Origin of the sequence: Pseudomonas sp. B2M1-30 (genome assembly GCF_025447575.1) — a bacterium.
In the GTDB taxonomy this organism is placed as follows: Bacteria; Pseudomonadota; Gammaproteobacteria; order Pseudomonadales; family Pseudomonadaceae; genus Aquipseudomonas; species Aquipseudomonas botevensis.
Genome location: NZ_JAOEJT010000019.1, coordinates 18,986 through 36,826, shown reverse-complemented (window position 1 = coordinate 36,826; position 17,841 = coordinate 18,986). Strand labels below are relative to the sequence as shown.

Annotated in this window: 15 protein-coding genes; 3 read left to right on the top strand and 12 right to left on the bottom strand. The window is 59.9% G+C overall.

Going from position 1 to position 17,841, the window contains the following annotated elements:
• The first annotated feature begins 6 nt into the window (after positions 1 to 6).
• The 3 genes from N8H74_RS26555 to N8H74_RS26545 all read left to right on the top strand — a co-directional run bounded on the left by N8H74_RS26555 (position 7) and on the right by N8H74_RS26545 (position 5,760).
• Complete coding sequence (locus N8H74_RS26555; RefSeq protein ID WP_262151554.1) at positions 7 to 915, top strand: hypothetical protein; 909 nt, start codon at positions 7 to 9, stop codon at positions 913 to 915.
• 29 nt (positions 916 to 944) lie between these two features.
• Positions 945 to 2,552: a hypothetical protein gene (locus N8H74_RS26550; protein ID WP_262151552.1), complete on the top strand. Its 1,608-nt coding sequence runs from the start codon at positions 945 to 947 to the stop codon at positions 2,550 to 2,552.
• Positions 2,553 to 2,739: 187 nt separating this feature from the next.
• Positions 2,740 to 5,760: a hypothetical protein gene (locus N8H74_RS26545; protein ID WP_262151550.1), complete on the top strand. Its 3,021-nt coding sequence runs from the start codon at positions 2,740 to 2,742 to the stop codon at positions 5,758 to 5,760.
• A gap of 158 nt (positions 5,761 to 5,918) precedes the next feature.
• Here N8H74_RS26545 and N8H74_RS26540 read toward each other — a convergent pair whose 3' ends face one another.
• The 12 genes from N8H74_RS26540 to N8H74_RS26485 all read right to left on the bottom strand — a co-directional run bounded on the left by N8H74_RS26540 (position 5,919) and on the right by N8H74_RS26485 (position 17,668).
• Entirely contained in the window at positions 5,919 to 6,290 is a 372-nt protein-coding gene (locus N8H74_RS26540; protein ID WP_262151548.1) for a hypothetical protein, read from the bottom strand.
• A 441-nt stretch (positions 6,291 to 6,731) separates the two neighbouring features.
• Entirely contained in the window at positions 6,732 to 7,709 is a 978-nt protein-coding gene (locus N8H74_RS26535; RefSeq protein ID WP_262151546.1) for a LysR family transcriptional regulator, read from the bottom strand.
• Positions 7,710 to 7,904: 195 nt separating this feature from the next.
• The gene (locus N8H74_RS26530) at positions 7,905 to 8,852 is read right to left on the bottom strand and encodes a peptidylprolyl isomerase (RefSeq protein WP_262151544.1); all 948 of its coding nucleotides are present in this window, start codon (positions 8,850 to 8,852) and stop codon (positions 7,905 to 7,907) included.
• A complete protein-coding gene (locus N8H74_RS26525; RefSeq protein WP_262151542.1) occupies positions 8,849 to 9,322 on the bottom strand; it encodes a YbjN domain-containing protein in 474 nt (157 codons plus the stop codon). Before N8H74_RS26525 ends, N8H74_RS26530 begins: the two co-directional genes overlap by 4 nt.
• Positions 9,323 to 9,340: 18 nt before the next feature.
• Positions 9,341 to 9,970 (bottom strand): DNA repair protein, encoded by a 630-nt coding sequence (locus N8H74_RS26520; RefSeq protein ID WP_262151540.1) that lies wholly within the window; start codon positions 9,968 to 9,970, stop codon positions 9,341 to 9,343.
• 17 nt (positions 9,971 to 9,987) lie between these two features.
• Complete coding sequence (locus N8H74_RS26515) at positions 9,988 to 11,685, bottom strand: putative porin (protein WP_262151538.1); 1,698 nt, start codon at positions 11,683 to 11,685, stop codon at positions 9,988 to 9,990.
• Between the two features lie 39 nt (positions 11,686 to 11,724).
• Complete coding sequence (locus N8H74_RS26510) at positions 11,725 to 12,429, bottom strand: energy transducer TonB (protein ID WP_217834411.1); 705 nt, start codon at positions 12,427 to 12,429, stop codon at positions 11,725 to 11,727.
• A 3-nt stretch (positions 12,430 to 12,432) separates the two neighbouring features.
• A complete protein-coding gene (locus N8H74_RS26505; RefSeq protein WP_041072644.1) occupies positions 12,433 to 12,858 on the bottom strand; it encodes a biopolymer transporter ExbD in 426 nt (141 codons plus the stop codon).
• Positions 12,859 to 12,869: 11 nt separating this feature from the next.
• Complete coding sequence (locus tag N8H74_RS26500; RefSeq protein WP_262151535.1) at positions 12,870 to 14,669, bottom strand: MotA/TolQ/ExbB proton channel family protein; 1,800 nt, start codon at positions 14,667 to 14,669, stop codon at positions 12,870 to 12,872.
• Between the two features lie 13 nt (positions 14,670 to 14,682).
• Positions 14,683 to 16,281: a ShlB/FhaC/HecB family hemolysin secretion/activation protein gene (locus N8H74_RS26495; protein WP_262151533.1), complete on the bottom strand. Its 1,599-nt coding sequence runs from the start codon at positions 16,279 to 16,281 to the stop codon at positions 14,683 to 14,685.
• A gap of 69 nt (positions 16,282 to 16,350) precedes the next feature.
• The gene (locus tag N8H74_RS26490) at positions 16,351 to 16,962 is read right to left on the bottom strand and encodes a transposase (protein ID WP_262151531.1); all 612 of its coding nucleotides are present in this window, start codon (positions 16,960 to 16,962) and stop codon (positions 16,351 to 16,353) included.
• A 295-nt stretch (positions 16,963 to 17,257) separates the two neighbouring features.
• Positions 17,258 to 17,668, bottom strand: coding sequence for a hypothetical protein (locus N8H74_RS26485; protein ID WP_262151529.1), 411 nt, complete (start codon positions 17,666 to 17,668; stop codon positions 17,258 to 17,260).
• Between the last annotated feature and the right edge of the window lie 173 nt (positions 17,669 to 17,841).

The window sequence follows — 17,841 nt, the reverse complement described above, 5'->3', positions numbered from 1 at the left end:
GATGACATGACCCCTGCACAGAATTCCCTGCGCCCGCCCTCAGTAGACGAAGCCCCTGATGACGTTCTGAATCCGGAAACAATTCCGGCTGGAGGCGCCACCGTACGAATCGAACCCTACGACAACATGACATTCCGCGACCATGTGTACCTATTTGTGGGTGACGACTACACGGATGATCTTCCGATCAGTGCGGGCGCCGTCGGCAAAGATGTCGAATTCACCGTCACTGCCAACCACTTCGTAGCCGATATCGATGACATCGTACGTACACGTTACGAGGTGCAGTTTTACCAAGGTTCTCGCGAACCCTCAGCAATCCTGGATCTCAAGCTGCAAGCGGGTTTTGAAGCAAATGCAACGCTGGATTTGAGTGATGAAAACTATGTCATCTCAGTCGACAAACCACCGTTGAACACTCCATCGGCGGCTCGCATGACCCGACTGGCCGGTTGGGGCGTCAGTCCTTACCTCTATTCCAGCAGCGACTCGACAATTGCCAGCATCAACGAGTTATCCGGCGAAATCACTGCCACACGCAACGGGACATGCACAATCAGCGCAACCGACAGCCAGAACCAGAGCCGCGGATTCAACCTGACAGTCAAAGGCATACAAGAAGTACATTTCCTCAGCCCCGGCGCGGACTGGCAAGGGATGGCCAGAATTTGTGCCGCTGCGAGCCTGGAACCGATCACGCTGAACCAGAGCAAGCGTCTCTGGGCGCTGTATTTCCCCGATACCGGTCCTGTCGCCGACTACCTGCAGTGGCTGAATTACCCAGTGTGGACAGGTGACTCCCTGGGCGCAGGAACGGCATGGACGTACGACCTCAACGGGCAATCAATCAACGACAACGCCAGCGCCCAGGACACCACTCTTTTTTGGCAGGTAATCGGTGTCTCTCAAGCGTGATATGCCTATAAGCGTATGGGGAGTGCGTCATGAAAAGCAGCATTCTGCGAATAAATCACCTGTTGCTGGGCTTGCTGCTTTTCAGCGGCATCAGCCAATCAGCCACCGGTCCGGAAATTGCGTATCTGCTCAATCAGCGCTATCAAAACACCTCGAATCAATGTGCGGGGGCAACCCCGGCCTACTTTTGCAGTGGTGTCTTGCTGCGTGGCAGTCAAGGAACCGGTCCGTTCTGGAAACATGATGCACAAGCTGTCCAGTTGGGTGCAGAAGGTTTTAATTTCCTTCGCGCAGATCTCGACAACCCTGCGCTGACAGAACAATACGGCGCGGTGTTCAGCGACCAGTTCACGGCTATAGGCGAAAACAAGGTACTGGACGCCCTTTGTGTTTATCCGGTCGCGTTCCCGGTGCAGGCCACCCGACCCGGCTTCGGGTGCGGGTGGAACGCTGCTGCCAGGACGCAGGACGTCAGCTCTTGTAAGGCTTTGGACGCCACGCAAGTAGAGAGTTGGCTCTCACACTTTGCGCAACAAAGCCACCAGCCTGCACGCCAATGCTCGCTGAGCACTCGAGATCCCGCACAGTTCCTCGTCAGCCTGATCGCACACCAGCGCATTCAGGCTGACCAGCCCACGCTTGTACAAATCAGGAATTGGGATGATCAGGCACCCAATCAGATACCGCTTCAAGGGTTGTTCTATGACTTGACGCAAGCTGGCTCTTTGCTCGGCGCACAGAAGGATCAACGTGATTACTTCGAAGCTACCGGCGACTGGCTGCCGATCATTCGAATGGATTTACGTCAGAAACCCAATTCGGTGTTTGGCTTCAATCAGCAGGATCAGTTGTACATCGGTTATCAGGTAGCTGCGAAGCTGAACGCACGCTATGCCGACACGGCCATGGCGTGCCGGGGCAATACTGCTGCCTATAACTGCAATGGCATTCTGATCCGCACCACTGATGCATCCGCTGACTTCCATGCATGGAACCCCAGCCCTGGATCAGTGGAACGCAACGGAGTCTCGTTTTCCTACTTGCGTACCGACCTGCACCTGCCAATTCTGGCCTGGGCAAAAAATCAGGGGCTGATCATGAAAGAGCTGGCAGCACCGACTGCCTATCCACTGACAGTACGTTGTGCCTGGCCGTTTGATGCAGCTACTTTTTACCGAAGCGACAGTTGCAATGGGCACTCTGGAAATCCGACCGCCAGCAAACCGTGCGATGAGCAAGGAATCACAACGGTCGATGAATACATTACCCACTTTTACAAACAATCGAGTCGATATCACGGTTGCAGCCTCAAGGGCGAGCAGGCTCCCTTTGCCGTGAGTATCGAAGCGCGTTCTCGACTGACACCCACAGATCAGCGAGTTCATAACGAAAGCATCATTGCCGCCTGGCCTCAGGACATACCGGATCAGCTACCCCTCGAGGCCTTTTTCTATGCCGCTGTCTCCGGAAAACCAAGCGCACAATTTTTTCAGCGCGACTATTTTCAACAAACCGGGCGTTTCCTTCCGATCGTGCGATTGACGACGAACGTGGCCAGGAACGCGTACGTATTTGAGTTCGATCCTCAAGATCAAACTGTGGCTGGAGAAGACGTGCGCCCGCCACGTATCGAATGATGTGTCAAACAACTCACCTGAAAGAAAAGCAAACGTAATCCTGCAGAAATGGACAAGCACCTTGAGGACCAAGACGGGGCTGCCACTCGTCGGGAACCCACCGGCACCTGTCAGATCTGACAGGTGCCATTTCCCCGCAACAGGCGCTCAATCACTCCGTCCCCTTCCCTCGACAGGAGTGTTCGCCATGCTGACTCAGCCACCGAGAAAAATATCGACCCTCGCCCTGCTCGATCCGGATATTCCTGACAGCCCCGAAACGCCTTTGCCTTCCGGCGAGCGGAGCATCAACCGCGCAGCGGTGCTGGGCGTGTTTCCCGACAAAGGCCTGCAAGTGCGCATTCATCCGTGGGCCGTCATGGGCAGGGGCGACAAGGCTGAGCTGTTGGTCAATAACAACGTGGTTGCTCAACACACCCTTCAGAATGATGCCGAGGTTGATCAGCGGGTGACGATGTTCGTCCCGTCCCGCAATCTGCTGACGGGCGCCCACACCCTGTCCTATCGCATCACCCGGCTCAACCAATTGCCGGAGACCCAGACCCCGCCCCTCAAGCTCTACGTCAAACTCGAACTCCCTGCCGACCAGGATCTGGATCCTGGCCCCGGTCACTCCAACCTGTCCATGTACATCGACCCGAAAATCATCGACGGCGGCGTGGACAAGGAAGTGGCCGAAGATGGTGTGCTGGTAATCATCCGTGGGCCGGCAGGTGACGATGCGCTCTACCCCGGCGCAGCCGTGGGCGACATCGCCACGCTGAGTTGGGGTGGCGTATTCAAAAACTCTGAACCGCTGACCGCCGAGCAAATCAGCAACCCGGTCGATAACCCGTTCGGCGTTCTGGTGGATAAAACCATCATCGACAAGGCTGGTGATACCGATGAGGCCGGCTTGGCGGTCTCCTACCTGCTGGAGGATGTCGTCAATAACCGATCCGAAGACTGGTGCAAGGAAACCCGGATCATGGTTTCGACCAGCACCGACCTGCTGATCGCACCCATCGTCAAACAGGCCACCAATAACGTTGTTGATCTGGAAAAACTCGGCGACGAAGACCCCGTTGTTCAAGTATGGGGCACTGAGCCGAGGTTCAAGGCTGGCGACATCATCACCGCAACGATGCGTGGCACGACGGCAGAAGGCGATCCGCTCGAAGTGGTGTCGGCCCCTGAAACAGTCGACAACCTGCCACACATTTACGAGTTGCAGCTCAAGAACTCGGATATCCGCAAACTGGCGAAAACCCAGGGTGTATTTTTCTATCGTGTAACGCGTGCCGGTGCGCCCGCGCCGCTACGCTCCAAAGGCCAGTTCGTGCAGATCATCGGCGAAGGCACGCGCATTGACGCGCCGATTGCCGAGGATGCCAATCAGGGAGCACTGGATCCGGATCTTGCCAGCACGCGCATTCGCATTCCCTACAATGCGTTCATCGAAGCAGGGGTGGCCATTGAGCTGAAGTGGTTCGGCACGCTGCCCGATCACAGCAACTACGACCCGGAACTCGACTGGTACTTCCCGACCGCTGCCGAGGCGAACAACCCCCAGGGATTTACCCTCCAGGTTGAAGGGCGACACGTGAAAATCCTCGAAGGCGGAACCCTGAGCCTGTCCTACATTGTGCTGAAAGAAATTGACGGCGAGATCGTCAAACGCAACTCGCGTACCGCTGAACTGCTCAACGTCGGCGAACCCCGCCACGAACTGGTAGCCCCCATCGTACTGGGAGAAAAGGACGGCGCCCTCGAACCCGGCGACCTGCCCGACAACCGCAGCAAACTGACCGCCCCAAGACCCACCGCCACACCGAGCAAGGCCAATGATGTGGTGACCTATACCTGGGACGGCGAAGTCACTGGCAAGGTGGAAGACTCGGTGAAGTTGAATTCGCTCTCGGCCAACCGGGACGTCAACTTCAATCTGGAACCGGAGTTTGTAGCCAATCACATAGAGCCGAACCGTGGGAAGAAGGTGACGGTCACCTATGAGATCTGGCGCGCGGAAACCAATACCACCAGTTATTCCGAGCCTTTGAGTTTTGTGATTGGTCAAGTGCAACCAGAACTGTCTCTGCCGCGTTTGCATAAGTCCAATGCCGGGGTGGTTGACCCGACAGATCCAGAGAACCGGAATGGCGTCGTCATTATTGTGGAGTATCTCGATCACCGGTCGGGGGACAAGGTCAAGATTATCGTCAAGGGTGCTGATGGAGTGGGCTCGCCGGTTTCTGACTGGTTGGAATTCGATGCCAACGGCCAGGTGAACTTTGCACAGGGCAAGCCGTTTGTGGCGAAGAACATGGGCAAGTCGCTGACGATTGAATATCTGTTGCAGCAGGACGGCGAAGAGCATGGGTCGCCGGTGCTGAATGCTTCGATACTGACGATTCCGGATGATTCGCCGTTGATGCCGAAGCCAATCATTGATGATGAGTCAGGCAATGAGTTGGATGTGAAAGCGCTGACCGCCAATTCTCAACTGCGGGTGGCTGAGTGGATTCTGCAAACGCCGGGACAACGTGGGTGGGTGAGATATCACGGGGTGATCAACGGTAAGGCTGAAACTTTTGAAGATTTGAAAGGAGAGGTTCTGGAGGGTGAATCGGGATTGGTTAGATCCGTTGCATGGGCGTGGTTGCAGGGCCTCGACCATATGAGTGAGCTAGGAATTTCGGTCCTCATTAACATGAGTGGCGAGCTGGAAGAGGCGAAGGCAGTCAAGCTCCCCAAGAGGAACTACCTTATTAGGAATCAGTCATTGCCGGTATTACCTGAAGAAAATTTTGATGACAAGCCGGATATGACTATTTATCCGACTGAAAGTATCCAGCTACCTGCTATAAGAATAGACTTCACCTCAGGACACGGGGAAGTAAAAATAGGCCGCTACTCACTCACCCCCGAACCTGGAAAACTGGAAGGAAACGTACTAACAATAAACAAGAGTTCAACTGGAAGTTATCAATTAGTCAAATTCACGCCAGATACAGACATAACTGAAATTTCGTTCTGGATTAGAAATAACTATTCTTCCGTCCCTTGTGAAGTCGCGATCCTCAGAGACAATTTTTTAGTAAGCCAGCTATTTCTTACCCCAGGTTCAACACAACGTGTACACCACAGAGCTGAAAAAATTACACACTTCATAATCGCGAACCATGAAGGCGAGCTGTACATCGACACAATAAACTTTGTCAGACATTAAACGTATAAATAAGACAGGACAGATTCAATAAAATAAACCTTCTTTTTCAGTATTTTTACGAACAAGACGTTGAGAGTCTGGTATGTATATTTCAGTCTCTCAACGTCGCTTTGGAGTTGGGTAGTCATGTCCACTAACAACAAGCGGACAATCACCTATCAGCCCGTCAACTCCATCGTATCCAGCACCCGATTCACCGCCAGCTCACTCAACATCACCAACTGCGCAATCCCAAGCAGCGTCCGGCGGTGTGGTGGCGGCAGCATGCCGGCGAAGTCGAGCGAGATGGTTTTGGCCGAGCCCAGGGTTTCGCTGACGTTGGCCAGGAGTTCTTCGCTGGTGTAGTCCGGGTCGATGGCGTACATCGGGCCGCGTTTGCGTTTCGCGTCGGGATTTCTGGGTGGATTGAGGTAGTGGTCGAGCGCGCGTTCGGCGGCTTCGTGGAGTCTTTTCGAATCGGCGGATTCGTAGGGAGAGGTGTTATCGGGGGTGGGGATTTCGTCTGGCGGATTGGGTGTTGGTTTGATCATGGTGAAGCTCCTATTGGTTACTGAGCCACCCGTAACCCGTCGCTAAACAGGTAAGGGTGGCGGCTGCACGCAGGTTAGCGAACCGGTAATAGGCAACCGGCAGACCCGAGGGTCTCCCGCATACAGCCACCATGACAAATTGCGGATGAGACCATCCAGCAACACTGTTTGGAGCGCTGATGCACCTATTAGTGATCCGGGTCGCTAAACCCGATCGCTGATGTATTCAGCGACCGGGAAACAATAAAACCGGCACCCTAGGCGCACAAGCCGGCGGATTCTGGCGTATGCGTAGGCAGCGGCGCAAGAATGTGTAGCCTGAAAGGCATGTCGAGTGATGTCACTTAAACGCTAACGTTTAAAGAAAGGCTCTGGCCTGAAAGACAACTTCGGCATTTCAGCTATATCGCGTAAAACGCCACGGCACGCGACGACTCGCCCCTACTCAAACCAATCCCCCCGCTCCCGAAACGCCCCCCGAATCAACTCCACCAACCCCTCCACCTCTGCCCCACCCTGCGACTCTTCGTTCACCGCCAGCCACGCCTGCAACTGCATCGGTTCATCAAACAACCCCGGCAACGCCACCAGGCCCCGGTCGAACTGGCTCATGTACATCGGCAATAACCCGATGCAGGCGCTGCAGCGGATCATCTCCAGCATCAATTCGTAGGACTGCATCTGCACCACCCCGGCCAGGCGTTGGGCGACGAGGTCGTTCCAGGGGCGGAAGCTGTCGATCTGGTGGTCGTGGCGCCATTGCACGAGCATGAAGTCGGCGAGGTCGTCGGTGCTGTCGGGGCGTGCGGTGACGCGGGAGTAGCGCTTGGCGATGTGCGGCAGGTAGTCGATTCTGGCCAGGCGTTGCGGTTCGCTGGTGGCGAAGGTCGGGCCGGGGTTGGGGGTGTCGCCGTGGGCCAGCCACAGGACGATGTCGGCGCTGACGGCGCGCAGGGCCAGTTCGCTGTCCAGGGCGATGATTTCCAGGCGCACGCTGGCGTTGCGCCGCAGCAGTGCGATGAGGTCGCGGCCGAGGATGTCGTGCAGGATCGATTCGGCGACGGCGAGGCGCACCAGCGGTTGTTCGATCACCGGCAGTTTGCGTTCGTGGGCCAGGGCGATCAGTTGCGCCTGGAGTTGCTGGCCTTCGCGGGTCAGGCTCAGGGCGCTGCCCTGGAAGCTGAACAGAGTGTGCTTCAGTTGCTGTTCGAGTTGCGCCAGTTGTTTGCGCAACAGGGTCGATCGCACATTGAGGCTGCGCGCCGCCTGCATGAAACAGCCGCACCGGGCGCTGACCAGGAAGTATTGGGCCACTTCGCTGTCGAGGGTCGCGGCCTGGGCCAGCCAGGGTTGGCTTTTGTCCTCGGGGGCGCGGTAGTCGGGGCTGCTCTGTCGGCCTGCGGGTTCGGTGAATGACATCGATGACTCCCTGTCGATCTTTGTTGTTTGGCGGCTTCCGGTGCTTGGAGCATTTTTCAGTCTGTTGGCGCTTTCCTGTGGGAGTCGGGCTTGCCTGCGAAGGCGCCGGCACTTTCAGCCTTTTCGGTGCCTGACACGCCGCTTTCGCGGGCAAGGCCGGCTCCCACAAGTGCCGGGGCATTTCATCACTCCGGATTACTGCTTGCTCTCCAATACCTTGTTGAGTTCAGCGCCGTCGATGCTCAGGGTCGCGGTGTTGAGCATGCCGTCGAGGTAGGCCTGGGCGATTTGTTCCTGGCGTTGATTGCGCAGGGCCTGGGTCAGTTGGTCGCGCAGTTCGTCGAGGGTCGCGGCGCGGGCCGGTTGTTGTTCGGTGAGTTTGATCACATGGAAGCCGGCGGCGCTTTGCACCGGGTCGGAGACGGCGCCGACTTTCAGCCGCGCCACCGCGCCCCGGACTTCCGGCACCAATTGCTGCAACGGTTGCAGGCCGGTGTCGCCGCCGCGTTCGGCAGTCACACGATCCTGAGAATACTGGGTTGCCAGTGCGGCAAATTCCCCCGGCGCGGCCTGGGCTTTTTTACTCAGTTCCGCCGCCTGTTTGCGCACCGACTCCAGACTCTGGGCATCCGCCACGCCAAGGAAAATCTGGCTGACGCGGTACAGCGCCGGGGTCTGCCAATTGGCTTTGCCGGCGTCGTAGGCCTGCTGCAGCTCAGTGGCGCTCGGGTAGTCCGCCGGCACTTGGCTGACCGAGCGCAGGTAATCGCGGAACACGATCTGCTCGGTGGCCGCGCGGGTCTGCCGGGCGACGTCGGGACGTTGCGCCCACCCCTGGGCATCGGCCTGTTCCAGCACGGCTTTCTCCGCCAAGCGCGCGCGAATCCAGCGCTCCAGCGCTTCACGATTGCCACGCAGTTGCTCGCGGCTCGCCTCGGGCAGCGTCGCCAGCAGCGTCTGCAACTCTTCCGGCGACACCTGCTGATTGCCCAGCCGCGCCACCGCAGGCCCGGCACTGGCGCCCGGCACCGGCGCCGGCTGCTGAGCGGCGACCGGGTCGCTGCCCGGTCGCAACACCAGCGCCACGGCCACCACCAACAGCGCCACCGCAACAGCGCTGATCACCATGGCAGGCTTTTTCACAGCGCGACTTCCTCTTCCTCGGCCACGGCGACTTTGGCGGTCTGCGTCTGATTGGCCTGGGTGAAATCACGCAGGTAAACGATGAACTCCTGAAGCAGGCGATCCCACAATTCGAGGTTGCCGCGCAGGTGATCGGCGCTGACCCCGGCGGCCACCACCACGTCCATTTCCATCACCAGAAACTCGCCCTGCAACGACAACCGCGCGAAGCGTCGGGTCGCGTTCCACTGCTCGGCCACACCGGCCGGCAACTCGCCCTGAACCCGCAGCGCGCAACTGAACGTGAAGTCGACGTAGCTGCCCTGCTCCGCCACCGCCGGGTTGCCGAACCGCACGGCGTAGCCGATGCCCTGGCTGGCGCTGAGCAACTGGACGATGCCGTTCTGTTCGGTCTGGTTGACGCGATAACCGGCGGCTTGCAGGACATCGGTCAGGGATTGCGCGGATACGTGGCTGATCAATTGAGTCATGGTGTCTTCCTTGTCAAATCAGTGAGCGAGCGCCGCTCGTGGCGCATCGAATTGAGTCTTGTACAGGTCGTCGCCAAAGCCCTGAGCCAGTTCTTCGAACTTGACCCGGGCGCTGCCCGCGAAGGGCTGGCGGATCTTCATCACCTCGGCCACGTCGATGTTTTCGTAGGCGCTGAGGATCTGCTTGGCGACGCCGTACATTTGCTGATTCTTGACTGAACATTGCTGCACTTGTGTGTCACGTTCAGCCAATTGCGCCTGAAGCTTAGACCGTTCTGCCTCTTTGGCACGGGCCATGACCAGCAGATCGTCATAGGCCTTCTTGAACTTGCCGGTCTGCTCGTTGCTGGCCGCCACTTGCGCCTGGGCCTGGCTGTGCAGGCTCTGTTGCTGGCCGGCCAGTTGCTCGGCGAGGCCTTTGGCCTTGGCCAGTTCAGCGGTCAATTGCCTGATCTGCGCCTGCGCGGCCTTGGCCTCGTTCTGCGCCGCCAGTTGCGCGGCGCTGGCCTGGGCCTGCTGGCTTTGCAAGGCCTGCAACTGCTGGGTGGTGCTGCGCAACTGGGTGCGCAGACGCTCTTCCATGCCCTCGGCGCTGGCCCCGGTGGCGATCAGCATTCCCAGCCCGAGCAAGAACAATCGCGTATTCATCAGACTCTCCCGGCGCCTCAGAAGCGCGTGTTGATCTCAAGCTGCAAGACGTCGATGTCGAACGGCGCGCCGTACACCGCTTCCGAACTCAGCCAGCGACCGGTGGCGTAGACGTTCTTCGCCAGACCGTAGTTGCCGCCGAGGAAGTAGCCCTTGGCGTTGGTGCCGCCGAGGTGGAACGAGGAGTCGTTGAAGCCGTCCGGCAAGGCATCCGGCTGGATGTACTTGTAGCCGGCGAAGAAGTTCCAGTCGCCCTGCTTCTTCAGGTCCAGCGCATTGCCGAGGGTGAATTGCACCATCCACGCGTTGGCGCCGCTTTCGATGTCGCCGCTGCTGTCGAGGTTGTTGACCAGTTGCCCGGCCGAGCGCTTGCGCATGTCGCCTTCGTCGTAGCCGAGGTTGTGGATGTAGTTGCCCTGGCTGCGCAATTTGAAGTCGTGCGGCAGGTCGGCGTCCCACACCAGGTTCAGGTCCAGCAGGTTGAACTCCGAGGCCAGGCCAACGAATTGCGGCTGCGGCGTGGTGGTCGGGTTGAGCGGGTTCGGCGTGATGTCGCGTAGCAGGAACACGCTGTTGCCCTTCTGCATGAACGAGGCGCGGGTGCCGTCGCTGTCGCAACCCGGCGCGCCGGCCCACGGTTCGCAAGGGCTGGAGCGCTGGCCTTCGATGTCGTCGAAGCGGTAATACGCCAGGGCGCCCTTCACGCGGTTGTTGCTGTTGATCGCCCATTTGGCGCCGATCTGCGCGCCGTACAGCCACTTGTTGTCGCTGTCTTCCTTGTCGAAGCCGTTGCTGGTGGTGGTGTCGTTGGTGTACTCCACCGGGAATGCGCCGACGGTGCCGAACACGCCCCAATCGTGACTGAGTTTGTGGTCGAAAATCGCGGCCACGCCGTCGAAGTTGAGGTCGTTGGAATACAGCATATCGGTGGACATGAACGGGTTGGCGAAACGCCCGCCGGTGAGGGTCAGTTCATCCGAAGGCTTCCAGGTCAGGTAACCCTGGTCGAGCCAGATGTCTTTCTTGGCGAAGCCGCCGCCGAGGGTCTGGGTGGTCGACACCGGGTTGTTGTCGGAACCGGTGCCGATGCGGATGCCGGCGGTCCATTCCGGCGAGATCACCGCTTTCATGCCCAGACGCGCGCGCAGGCGGAACAGGTTTTCGCGGTCTTCGCGGGTGTTGAGCAACGGCGGCAGATTGGTGCTGCTGTTGGGGTTCACGTCGTACGGGCCGTTGTTGTTGAGCTTGGCGAAGTCGACGATTTCGTTGCTGTTGTTGCCCGAGTAGTAGCGCGATTCGTCACGCAGACGGATGTCGCCATCGAAGCTGATGCGCGAGGCCCAGTCCGGGAAGGTGTTGGGCGCCGCCCAGTTTTCCTGCTTGGCGGTGGCCATGACTTCAGCCTTGACCTGATCGCGGATCTGGTCGCGTACCGCCGCCGGCACGTACTGCACGCGCACATCGCCCGGTGCCGCGACCGGCCCGGCCGCCACGGCGGTGGACGCCGCTGCCTGTTTGGCCTGGTCGGCTTCGTTCTGGGCCTGGGCGATCAGCGCGTCGGCCTTGTCCTGTTTCAGAATGCCCTGCTCGACCAGCAAGCGGATCAGATTGATCGTGGCGTTTTCCGAGGGCGCAGGCGCTGCCACGGCCTGACAGACCAGGGTCGCGATGACCATGCCGACCGCCAGGGACAATCGATTCACATTGGAAATCATCTGCACACAACTCCTTTTGGCAACTCTCTAAAAATGGGGTTAACCCGGACGCCGCCCTTGCAGGGACAGGCGCACGGGCAAGGTCATGGAGGCCGGTGGCCGTTCGCTCAGGTGCGGCGCGTTGCGCAGCGCTGCGATGACGTTTGAATCGATCTCGGGATTGCCGCTGGACTTGACCAGCTCGACCCGGGTGATCTCGCCGACGCTGCTCAGCCACACATCGGCTTGCAGGGCAAACGCGAGGTTGCGCAGGTCCGGGTTCTCGCGCAGCAGCTTCTGGAAAGTGAACGCGAGGAACTGGCTGTAGGTGCCATTGCCCACGCGCCCACCACCGGAACCGGCCATGCCGCCGCCCTTGCCCGCACCGATGTTGAAGGCGTCGCTGCCGCTCTGGGCGTCGCCGTCCATTTGCATCGGGTTGGCCAGATCGTCCGCCGGCGATGGCGGTGCTTCTTCCTCGGGCTTGACCTCTTGCGGTTCGGGCGTCGGTTCCGGCTCGACGATTTTTTCTTCCACCGGGGTTTCTGGCTCCGGCGGCTTTTCCGGCGGCGGAGGTGGCGGTGGCGGCAACGGAATGATCGTCGGCACTTTCGGCGCTTCACGGCGCACGCCGCTCATGTCGTTGGCCCACTGCCACAGCAGATAAGCGGCGAGCGCGCCGAGCAGCAGCCCGGCGCCCCACTTCACAAAGCGCAGGGGCGACTTCTTCACCGGCAGTGGCTCGATCGGCAGTTGTGCGGTCATGGCTCAGCCCTGGGTCGGTTTGCCGGTGACGAGACCGACCTGGGACAGTTCGAGCCGGCGCAGCAGATCCAGCACTTCGATGACTTTCTGGTATTGCACCGTGGCGTCGCCGCGCACGATCACCGGGAAGTCCGGGCTCTGCGCCTTCTCGATGCGCAGGCGCTCTTCCAGCTCCGCCAGGGTCACCGGGTAGGCATCAAGGAACACCTGGCCGCCGTCGTTGACCGAGATCGCCTTGGTCTTGGCCTCCGACAGCGACACGGCGGCGCTGGCCTTGGGCAGGTTGATCTGAATCCCGGAGACCTGCGCGGTGGCGGTGAGGATGAACATCACCAGCACCACCATCAGTACGTCCACCAGTGGCGTGATGTTGATGCTGTCCACCGCTGCATCTTCATCATCGTCGTGGGAGGCATTTACGGACGCCATGTCGATGCTCCTCAGGCCGGTACGGAGTGGTTGGCGTGATGCCCGCGCGAATGCGCCGCTTCACTGGACTGGCCTTCGCCGTGCATCTCCGCCAGACGGGTGATGAACTCGTCGACGAACACGCGCATGTCGGCGCTGACCTCTTTGTTGCGGGTAATCAGCCGGTTGTAGCCAAACAGCGCCGGGATCGCGACGAACAGGCCCATGGCGGTGGCGAGCAGCGCGGCGGCCATGCCGGGGGCGATGGCGTTGATGTTGACGTCACCGGCCATGGCCGTGCCGAGGAACACCACCATGATCCCCAGCACGGTGCCGAGCAGGCCGATGTACGGGCCGCCGGCGATGGCGTTGGACAGGGTCGAGAGTTTCGAGCTGAGGGCCTGGTTTTCCCGGGTGCGCACGCCGTCCATGGAGCAACGGATGGCCTCGATGGTCGCCGCCGACACCGACGAAGTGTCGGCACCCTGCTCGCGACGGGTGCGGATCTCCTTGATCGCCACCTGGTACAGACGCCACAGCGGCGAATGCTGCAAGCGCTGGGCGAGTTGCGCGTCGTCGGCGAACATCTCCAGGCGGGTGCCGACCTTGGCGAACTGCACGCGGAAATCTTCGTTGGCGGCGGTGACGCGGCTGAGGGTGCGGTTCTTGCGCAGCATGATGATCCACGACTGGAACATCATCAGCACCAGCACCGCGATGATGACCCAGGCGTCCACCGGCACCGCGTTGAGCAGGAAACCGAGGCTGCCGAAACCGAAGCCCGACTGTTCTTCATCGACGCCGTAAGTGACCAGTTTGGATTCGGCGCCCTGGGAGGTGGCGTCGGCCAGCAACAACGCGGCCGGACGCGCGACTTTCGACAGGCGCAGTTCATCGATCGCGCCCACGAATGGCTGGTAAGGGCCGGCGGCCAGGTCACCGCCAATTGCCAGCACCGAATTGAACGCCGGCATCGCCTGCGCCAGGGCCACGCTTTCGCGGCCATTGAGGTACAGCGCGACTTTCGCGCCTTCGGCGGTCAGCGCCAGGTGTTGCCATTGGCCGGGGTTCAGCGCCTGGGTGGCGACCGCACGCTGGCCGTCGATTTCCACGAAAGGCACGCCTTGGTTGAGGCCGACCAGCAAGCTGTTGGCGCCTTCGCGGCGGGCCAGGATCAGTTGCTCGCCGTTGGCCTGATCCAGTCGCAGCCAGGCACTGAAGGTGAAGGCGCTGCCGGCGTTGTGCTGCAACGACGGACTGGCCGGCAACAGCAGCGGTTGGCCGCTGAACTGCAAGGCGCGACCGATCACGCCGTCAATCGCCGCGCCGGTGGCGCTTTGCGCGGTGTTGCCGTAGGCGGTGGTGTCTTTGGCCGGGGTGCCGGTGGCGCCGTCGAAGTGGTAGAGCGCGGTGTAATTCGGATCGAACGCCAGTTGCCCGTTGCCGGTGGCCGGGGCTTTCTGGTTGCCGTAGTACATCCAGATGTCCTGGCGCTGACCGCCCTCGACATTCGGCACGTCGACCCAGATCAGCGCCATGCCCATCAGCGCATCGAAGCTTTCGATCTGGTGGTTGAGCACGGTCTTGTCATCGGCGGCGACGAAGCGCAGGTCCGAGCCGTCCTCCTTCACCCCGTCGAAGGTGAAATTGCCGGTGTGCAGACGCACCAGCAGCGCGGTGCGGCCAAGGGGCTGGCTGATTCCGGCGCCTTGCGGCGTGGTGTCGACGGCGATCTGTTTGCGGTAATGCCAGTCGTCCTGCCACCAGGCCTGGGCCGTGGCCGGGAGCACGAAGCCCAGGCAGATCAACAACGAAAGGAAGAGGCGCTGCATGAAACGTGCTCCTTTAGAAAGTGGCTTGAAGGTTGAAGTGCAGGCGCGATTCCTGTTTCGAGGTGTTCGGCCCTTCGAGCAGCGGGTAGCCCCAGTCGAGGCTGCCGGACAGCCATTTGCTCAGGCTCGCGCGGGTGCCGAGACCGACGCTGGCGAGGGCGTAATCGGCGTCCTGATCCGGCAGTTCGTCGCGCAGGTACAGTTGCGCACCTTCGGCGAAGGCGTAGAAGCGCCACTCCTGCATCCAGCCGCCGACGTACTTGGCCAGCGAAGGGGTGCGCAGCTCCTGGCTCAACAGGTAGCCGTCATCGCCGGTACGCTCGGCGGCCAGATAGCCGCGCACCGAGGTCGCGCCGCCGGCAGAAAATTGCTCGTTGGACACCAGCGGCCCGGAGGCCAGCTGGAACGCGGCTTTGCTCGCGCTCTGCCAGTCGTTGTCGAAGGTCCAGGTGAAACTGGTGTCGCCCTTGACCACGGCGAAGCTCGGGTTGGCGCGGTAGCGCTTGTAGTCGAAATCTTCGTCGGAGCTGCCGTAGCCGAAGATGCTGCGGGTGGCGGCGACCAGGCTCAGGCCGAGGCCGAGCTGGCTCTTTTCGGTGTAGCGATAGCCGTTGTAGGCGAAGGTGAACGGCGCGTACTTGAGCGGCACCTTGTCGCTCTCCCCGGCCAGGGTCAGGCGTTCGTCGAAGTCCTTGAAGTCGATGCCCGCCGACAGCGAGTTCGACCAACTGCCGCTGGACGGCAAGGTGTAGATCGCCGACACGCCGTAGGAATGGCCCTTGCCCAGCACGTTGCTGCCGCCGATGGTGGCGACGTTGCTGTCGGACTGGTAACCGGAGAATTGCAGGCTCCAGCGTTCGGTCAGCGGCGCGGTGTAAGAACCCGACCAGACCTTGGCGTTGTCGGTGTCCTGGGGCGCGGTGAAGTAGGTCAGGTTGATGCTGTGGCCGAGCTGCCAGAGGTTGTTGTAGCCGAGGCTGGTGACCGCGCGCAGTTTCTCGGTGTCGGCACTGTAGTCGTTGTTGAGGCCGACGCTGGCGGTCCACGGGTTCTGGTCTTCGACCTGCAGATCGACGTCCATGGTGCCGGGGCGCTGACCTTCGCGCACCAGCGGCATGACCTGGCGACCGGGGGTCTTGTTGAGTTGCGCCAGTTCGCCCTGGACCTTGGCGAAATCCGGCACCTCGCCTTCCTTCAGGGCCGGCACGTTGTCGCGGATGTCCAGCGGCGAATAGTGTTTGGCGCCGACCACGCGCACCCGGCCGACCTTGGTTTCGCTGACTTGCAGGTAGACGATGCCGTCGGCCACGGCCTGTTCCGGGAGTTCGACGAACACCGACTGATAGCCGCGTTCCTGATAGGCCTTCTGCAACGCATCTCGCGCGCCTTCGATGTCGCTCAGGGCTTTTTGCGGGCCGAGAAACGGGTACACCGCCTCTTCGATGGCCCGCGCGTCGAGCACGGTGTTGCCGCGCACGAAGTATTCGTTGACGTCCACCAGACGCGGCGGCGCGGCGGCTTCAACCGCTTCTTCGGCAATCGCAGGCTGCACGCCGGCCGTCACCAGCAGCCAGCCCCACAGCGCCAGCCGTGACGTGAAAATCTGATCCACACTACCCCCTGAATTCGCGATGACCTGATGGCGCTCGAACGCCTTGTGTGTTGCGTCGATGGCTGGCGGTTAGTTGCCGGTTGTCGCCGGGCCTGCGTGCTTGCCCAGCCACGTGTGCAGCAGCGCGAAGTTCAAGGAGAACTCAGGCATTTGCAGCAAGGCGCCGCAGAACACTTCGCCGATGATTTTCTGGATGAGCTGCACCGCACGCGGGTTGTTGAGCAGCGTGGCGATGTCGCGACTGAGGACGTTGAAGCTCCAGACTTTCTGGTTCAGGCCCAGGCCGACGAACCAGCGGAACAGCAGGTTGTAATTGAGCTGTTCGTAGAGTTGCTGCTCGCTGGGCACCGAATACAAAAGTTGCAGGAGCAGGATGTGCATGACCGTCTGCGGGGCGATCAGCATGCCGGGCTGGGCGTCGAGGTCGTGCAGGATGTCGCGGTGGGCGTCGAGCAAATCGTCGATCTGCGGACGCAGCAGCACCAGCGAGTGGCCCGGCGGGATGTAGCTGGACACTTCTTTCAAGGCGCCCTGCCAGTCATCCTGCGACACGATCCACACCCACGGCGCGCCGTAGCGATACACCGAAACCGGCTTCTTGCGCGCGGCCTCGACGATCTTCGACAGGCGTTGATCGAGTTCCTGCATGCCCACTTTCGAGTAGCGTTCCATAGTCCCCATTGCCTCACTCCCGGCGTCCCGCCTCGGCTTGTAGAAAACGGCCCGAAGGCCCCTCAAGCGCGTTACATAGGCATGACCGGCGCGGCGATGTGCTACCGAACTTTTGTCATAAAAGCTTCATTACTGGGGGCATTGCGACAAACGTATACAAACAAATCCAGAAGTGAGCCTGCTCGCGATAGCGGTGTCAAAAATGCCAAGCCTCTGGCTGACAATCCGCCCTCGCGAGCAGACCTGCTCCCATATACCTGTGTCATGGTGTTGATGTAGTTAAGGGTAGATACAAAAAAATACGCTATACGTGCTCGTGACTTAAAGAAAACAAGGCAGTTACGCTCAATTGCTCAGGCCATTTAATTTCACTGTCCGCCGTCGGCTTCATTTCCATTTGAAGTACTCCATTAAGCGCCGCTGAACCTGCAGCAATCCAGGCAGTTAACTTTCCGGATACCGGGGCAAAACGAGCTGTGTGTGAGTCCGAAAAAGTCACAAATGCCACCGACGGTAAGTCTTTGACATCAAACACCGTCAATTTTTGAATTTTCGGAAGACTCAGCTCAAGCTTCGACCAGCTTTTTCCGGCATTACCGATATTTTCTTGTACCTTGAGCTCATAAAGATCGCTAGAGGAATGCAATACGATTTCGTCCGGTTTGAGGGCATTCCAAGCATCAGTAAAAACTTCAAACTTACCTGTCGTAGCCATTTAGCTCACCAAATTTGTGGAGTTGTTTGAGTGCACGCCCGACAGTCTCTTCGCAACTGCTTGACGTTGCCCAAGTAATTACTGCTCCCGAAGAAAAAATTGTCTACTGTCAAACCTGACAGTAGACAAATCCGAAACCCTGTGCCCCAGCCACAACCACTTATTAAATAATC

What these genes read in the sequence shown, in the direction of transcription:
- N8H74_RS26525 (WP_262151542.1), bottom strand. Translation starts at nt 9,322, where the DNA reads ATGACTCAATTGATCAGCCACGTATCCGCGCAATCCCTGACCGATGTC.
- N8H74_RS26535 (WP_262151546.1), bottom strand. Translation starts at nt 7,709, where the DNA reads ATGTCATTCACCGAACCCGCAGGCCGACAGAGCAGCCCCGACTACCGC.
- N8H74_RS26520 (WP_262151540.1), bottom strand. Translation starts at nt 9,970, where the DNA reads ATGAATACGCGATTGTTCTTGCTCGGGCTGGGAATGCTGATCGCCACC.
- N8H74_RS26490 (WP_262151531.1), bottom strand. Translation starts at nt 16,962, where the DNA reads ATGGGGACTATGGAACGCTACTCGAAAGTGGGCATGCAGGAACTCGAT.
- N8H74_RS26545 (WP_262151550.1), top strand. Translation starts at nt 2,740, where the DNA reads ATGCTGACTCAGCCACCGAGAAAAATATCGACCCTCGCCCTGCTCGAT.
- N8H74_RS26550 (WP_262151552.1), top strand. Translation starts at nt 945, where the DNA reads ATGAAAAGCAGCATTCTGCGAATAAATCACCTGTTGCTGGGCTTGCTG.
- N8H74_RS26540 (WP_262151548.1), bottom strand. Translation starts at nt 6,290, where the DNA reads ATGATCAAACCAACACCCAATCCGCCAGACGAAATCCCCACCCCCGAT.
- N8H74_RS26500 (WP_262151535.1), bottom strand. Translation starts at nt 14,669, where the DNA reads ATGCAGCGCCTCTTCCTTTCGTTGTTGATCTGCCTGGGCTTCGTGCTC.
- N8H74_RS26515 (WP_262151538.1), bottom strand. Translation starts at nt 11,685, where the DNA reads ATGATTTCCAATGTGAATCGATTGTCCCTGGCGGTCGGCATGGTCATC.
- N8H74_RS26505 (WP_041072644.1), bottom strand. Translation starts at nt 12,858, where the DNA reads ATGGCGTCCGTAAATGCCTCCCACGACGATGATGAAGATGCAGCGGTG.
- N8H74_RS26485 (WP_262151529.1), bottom strand. Translation starts at nt 17,668, where the DNA reads ATGGCTACGACAGGTAAGTTTGAAGTTTTTACTGATGCTTGGAATGCC.
- N8H74_RS26555 (WP_262151554.1), top strand. Translation starts at nt 7, where the DNA reads ATGACCCCTGCACAGAATTCCCTGCGCCCGCCCTCAGTAGACGAAGCC.
- N8H74_RS26510 (WP_217834411.1), bottom strand. Translation starts at nt 12,429, where the DNA reads ATGACCGCACAACTGCCGATCGAGCCACTGCCGGTGAAGAAGTCGCCC.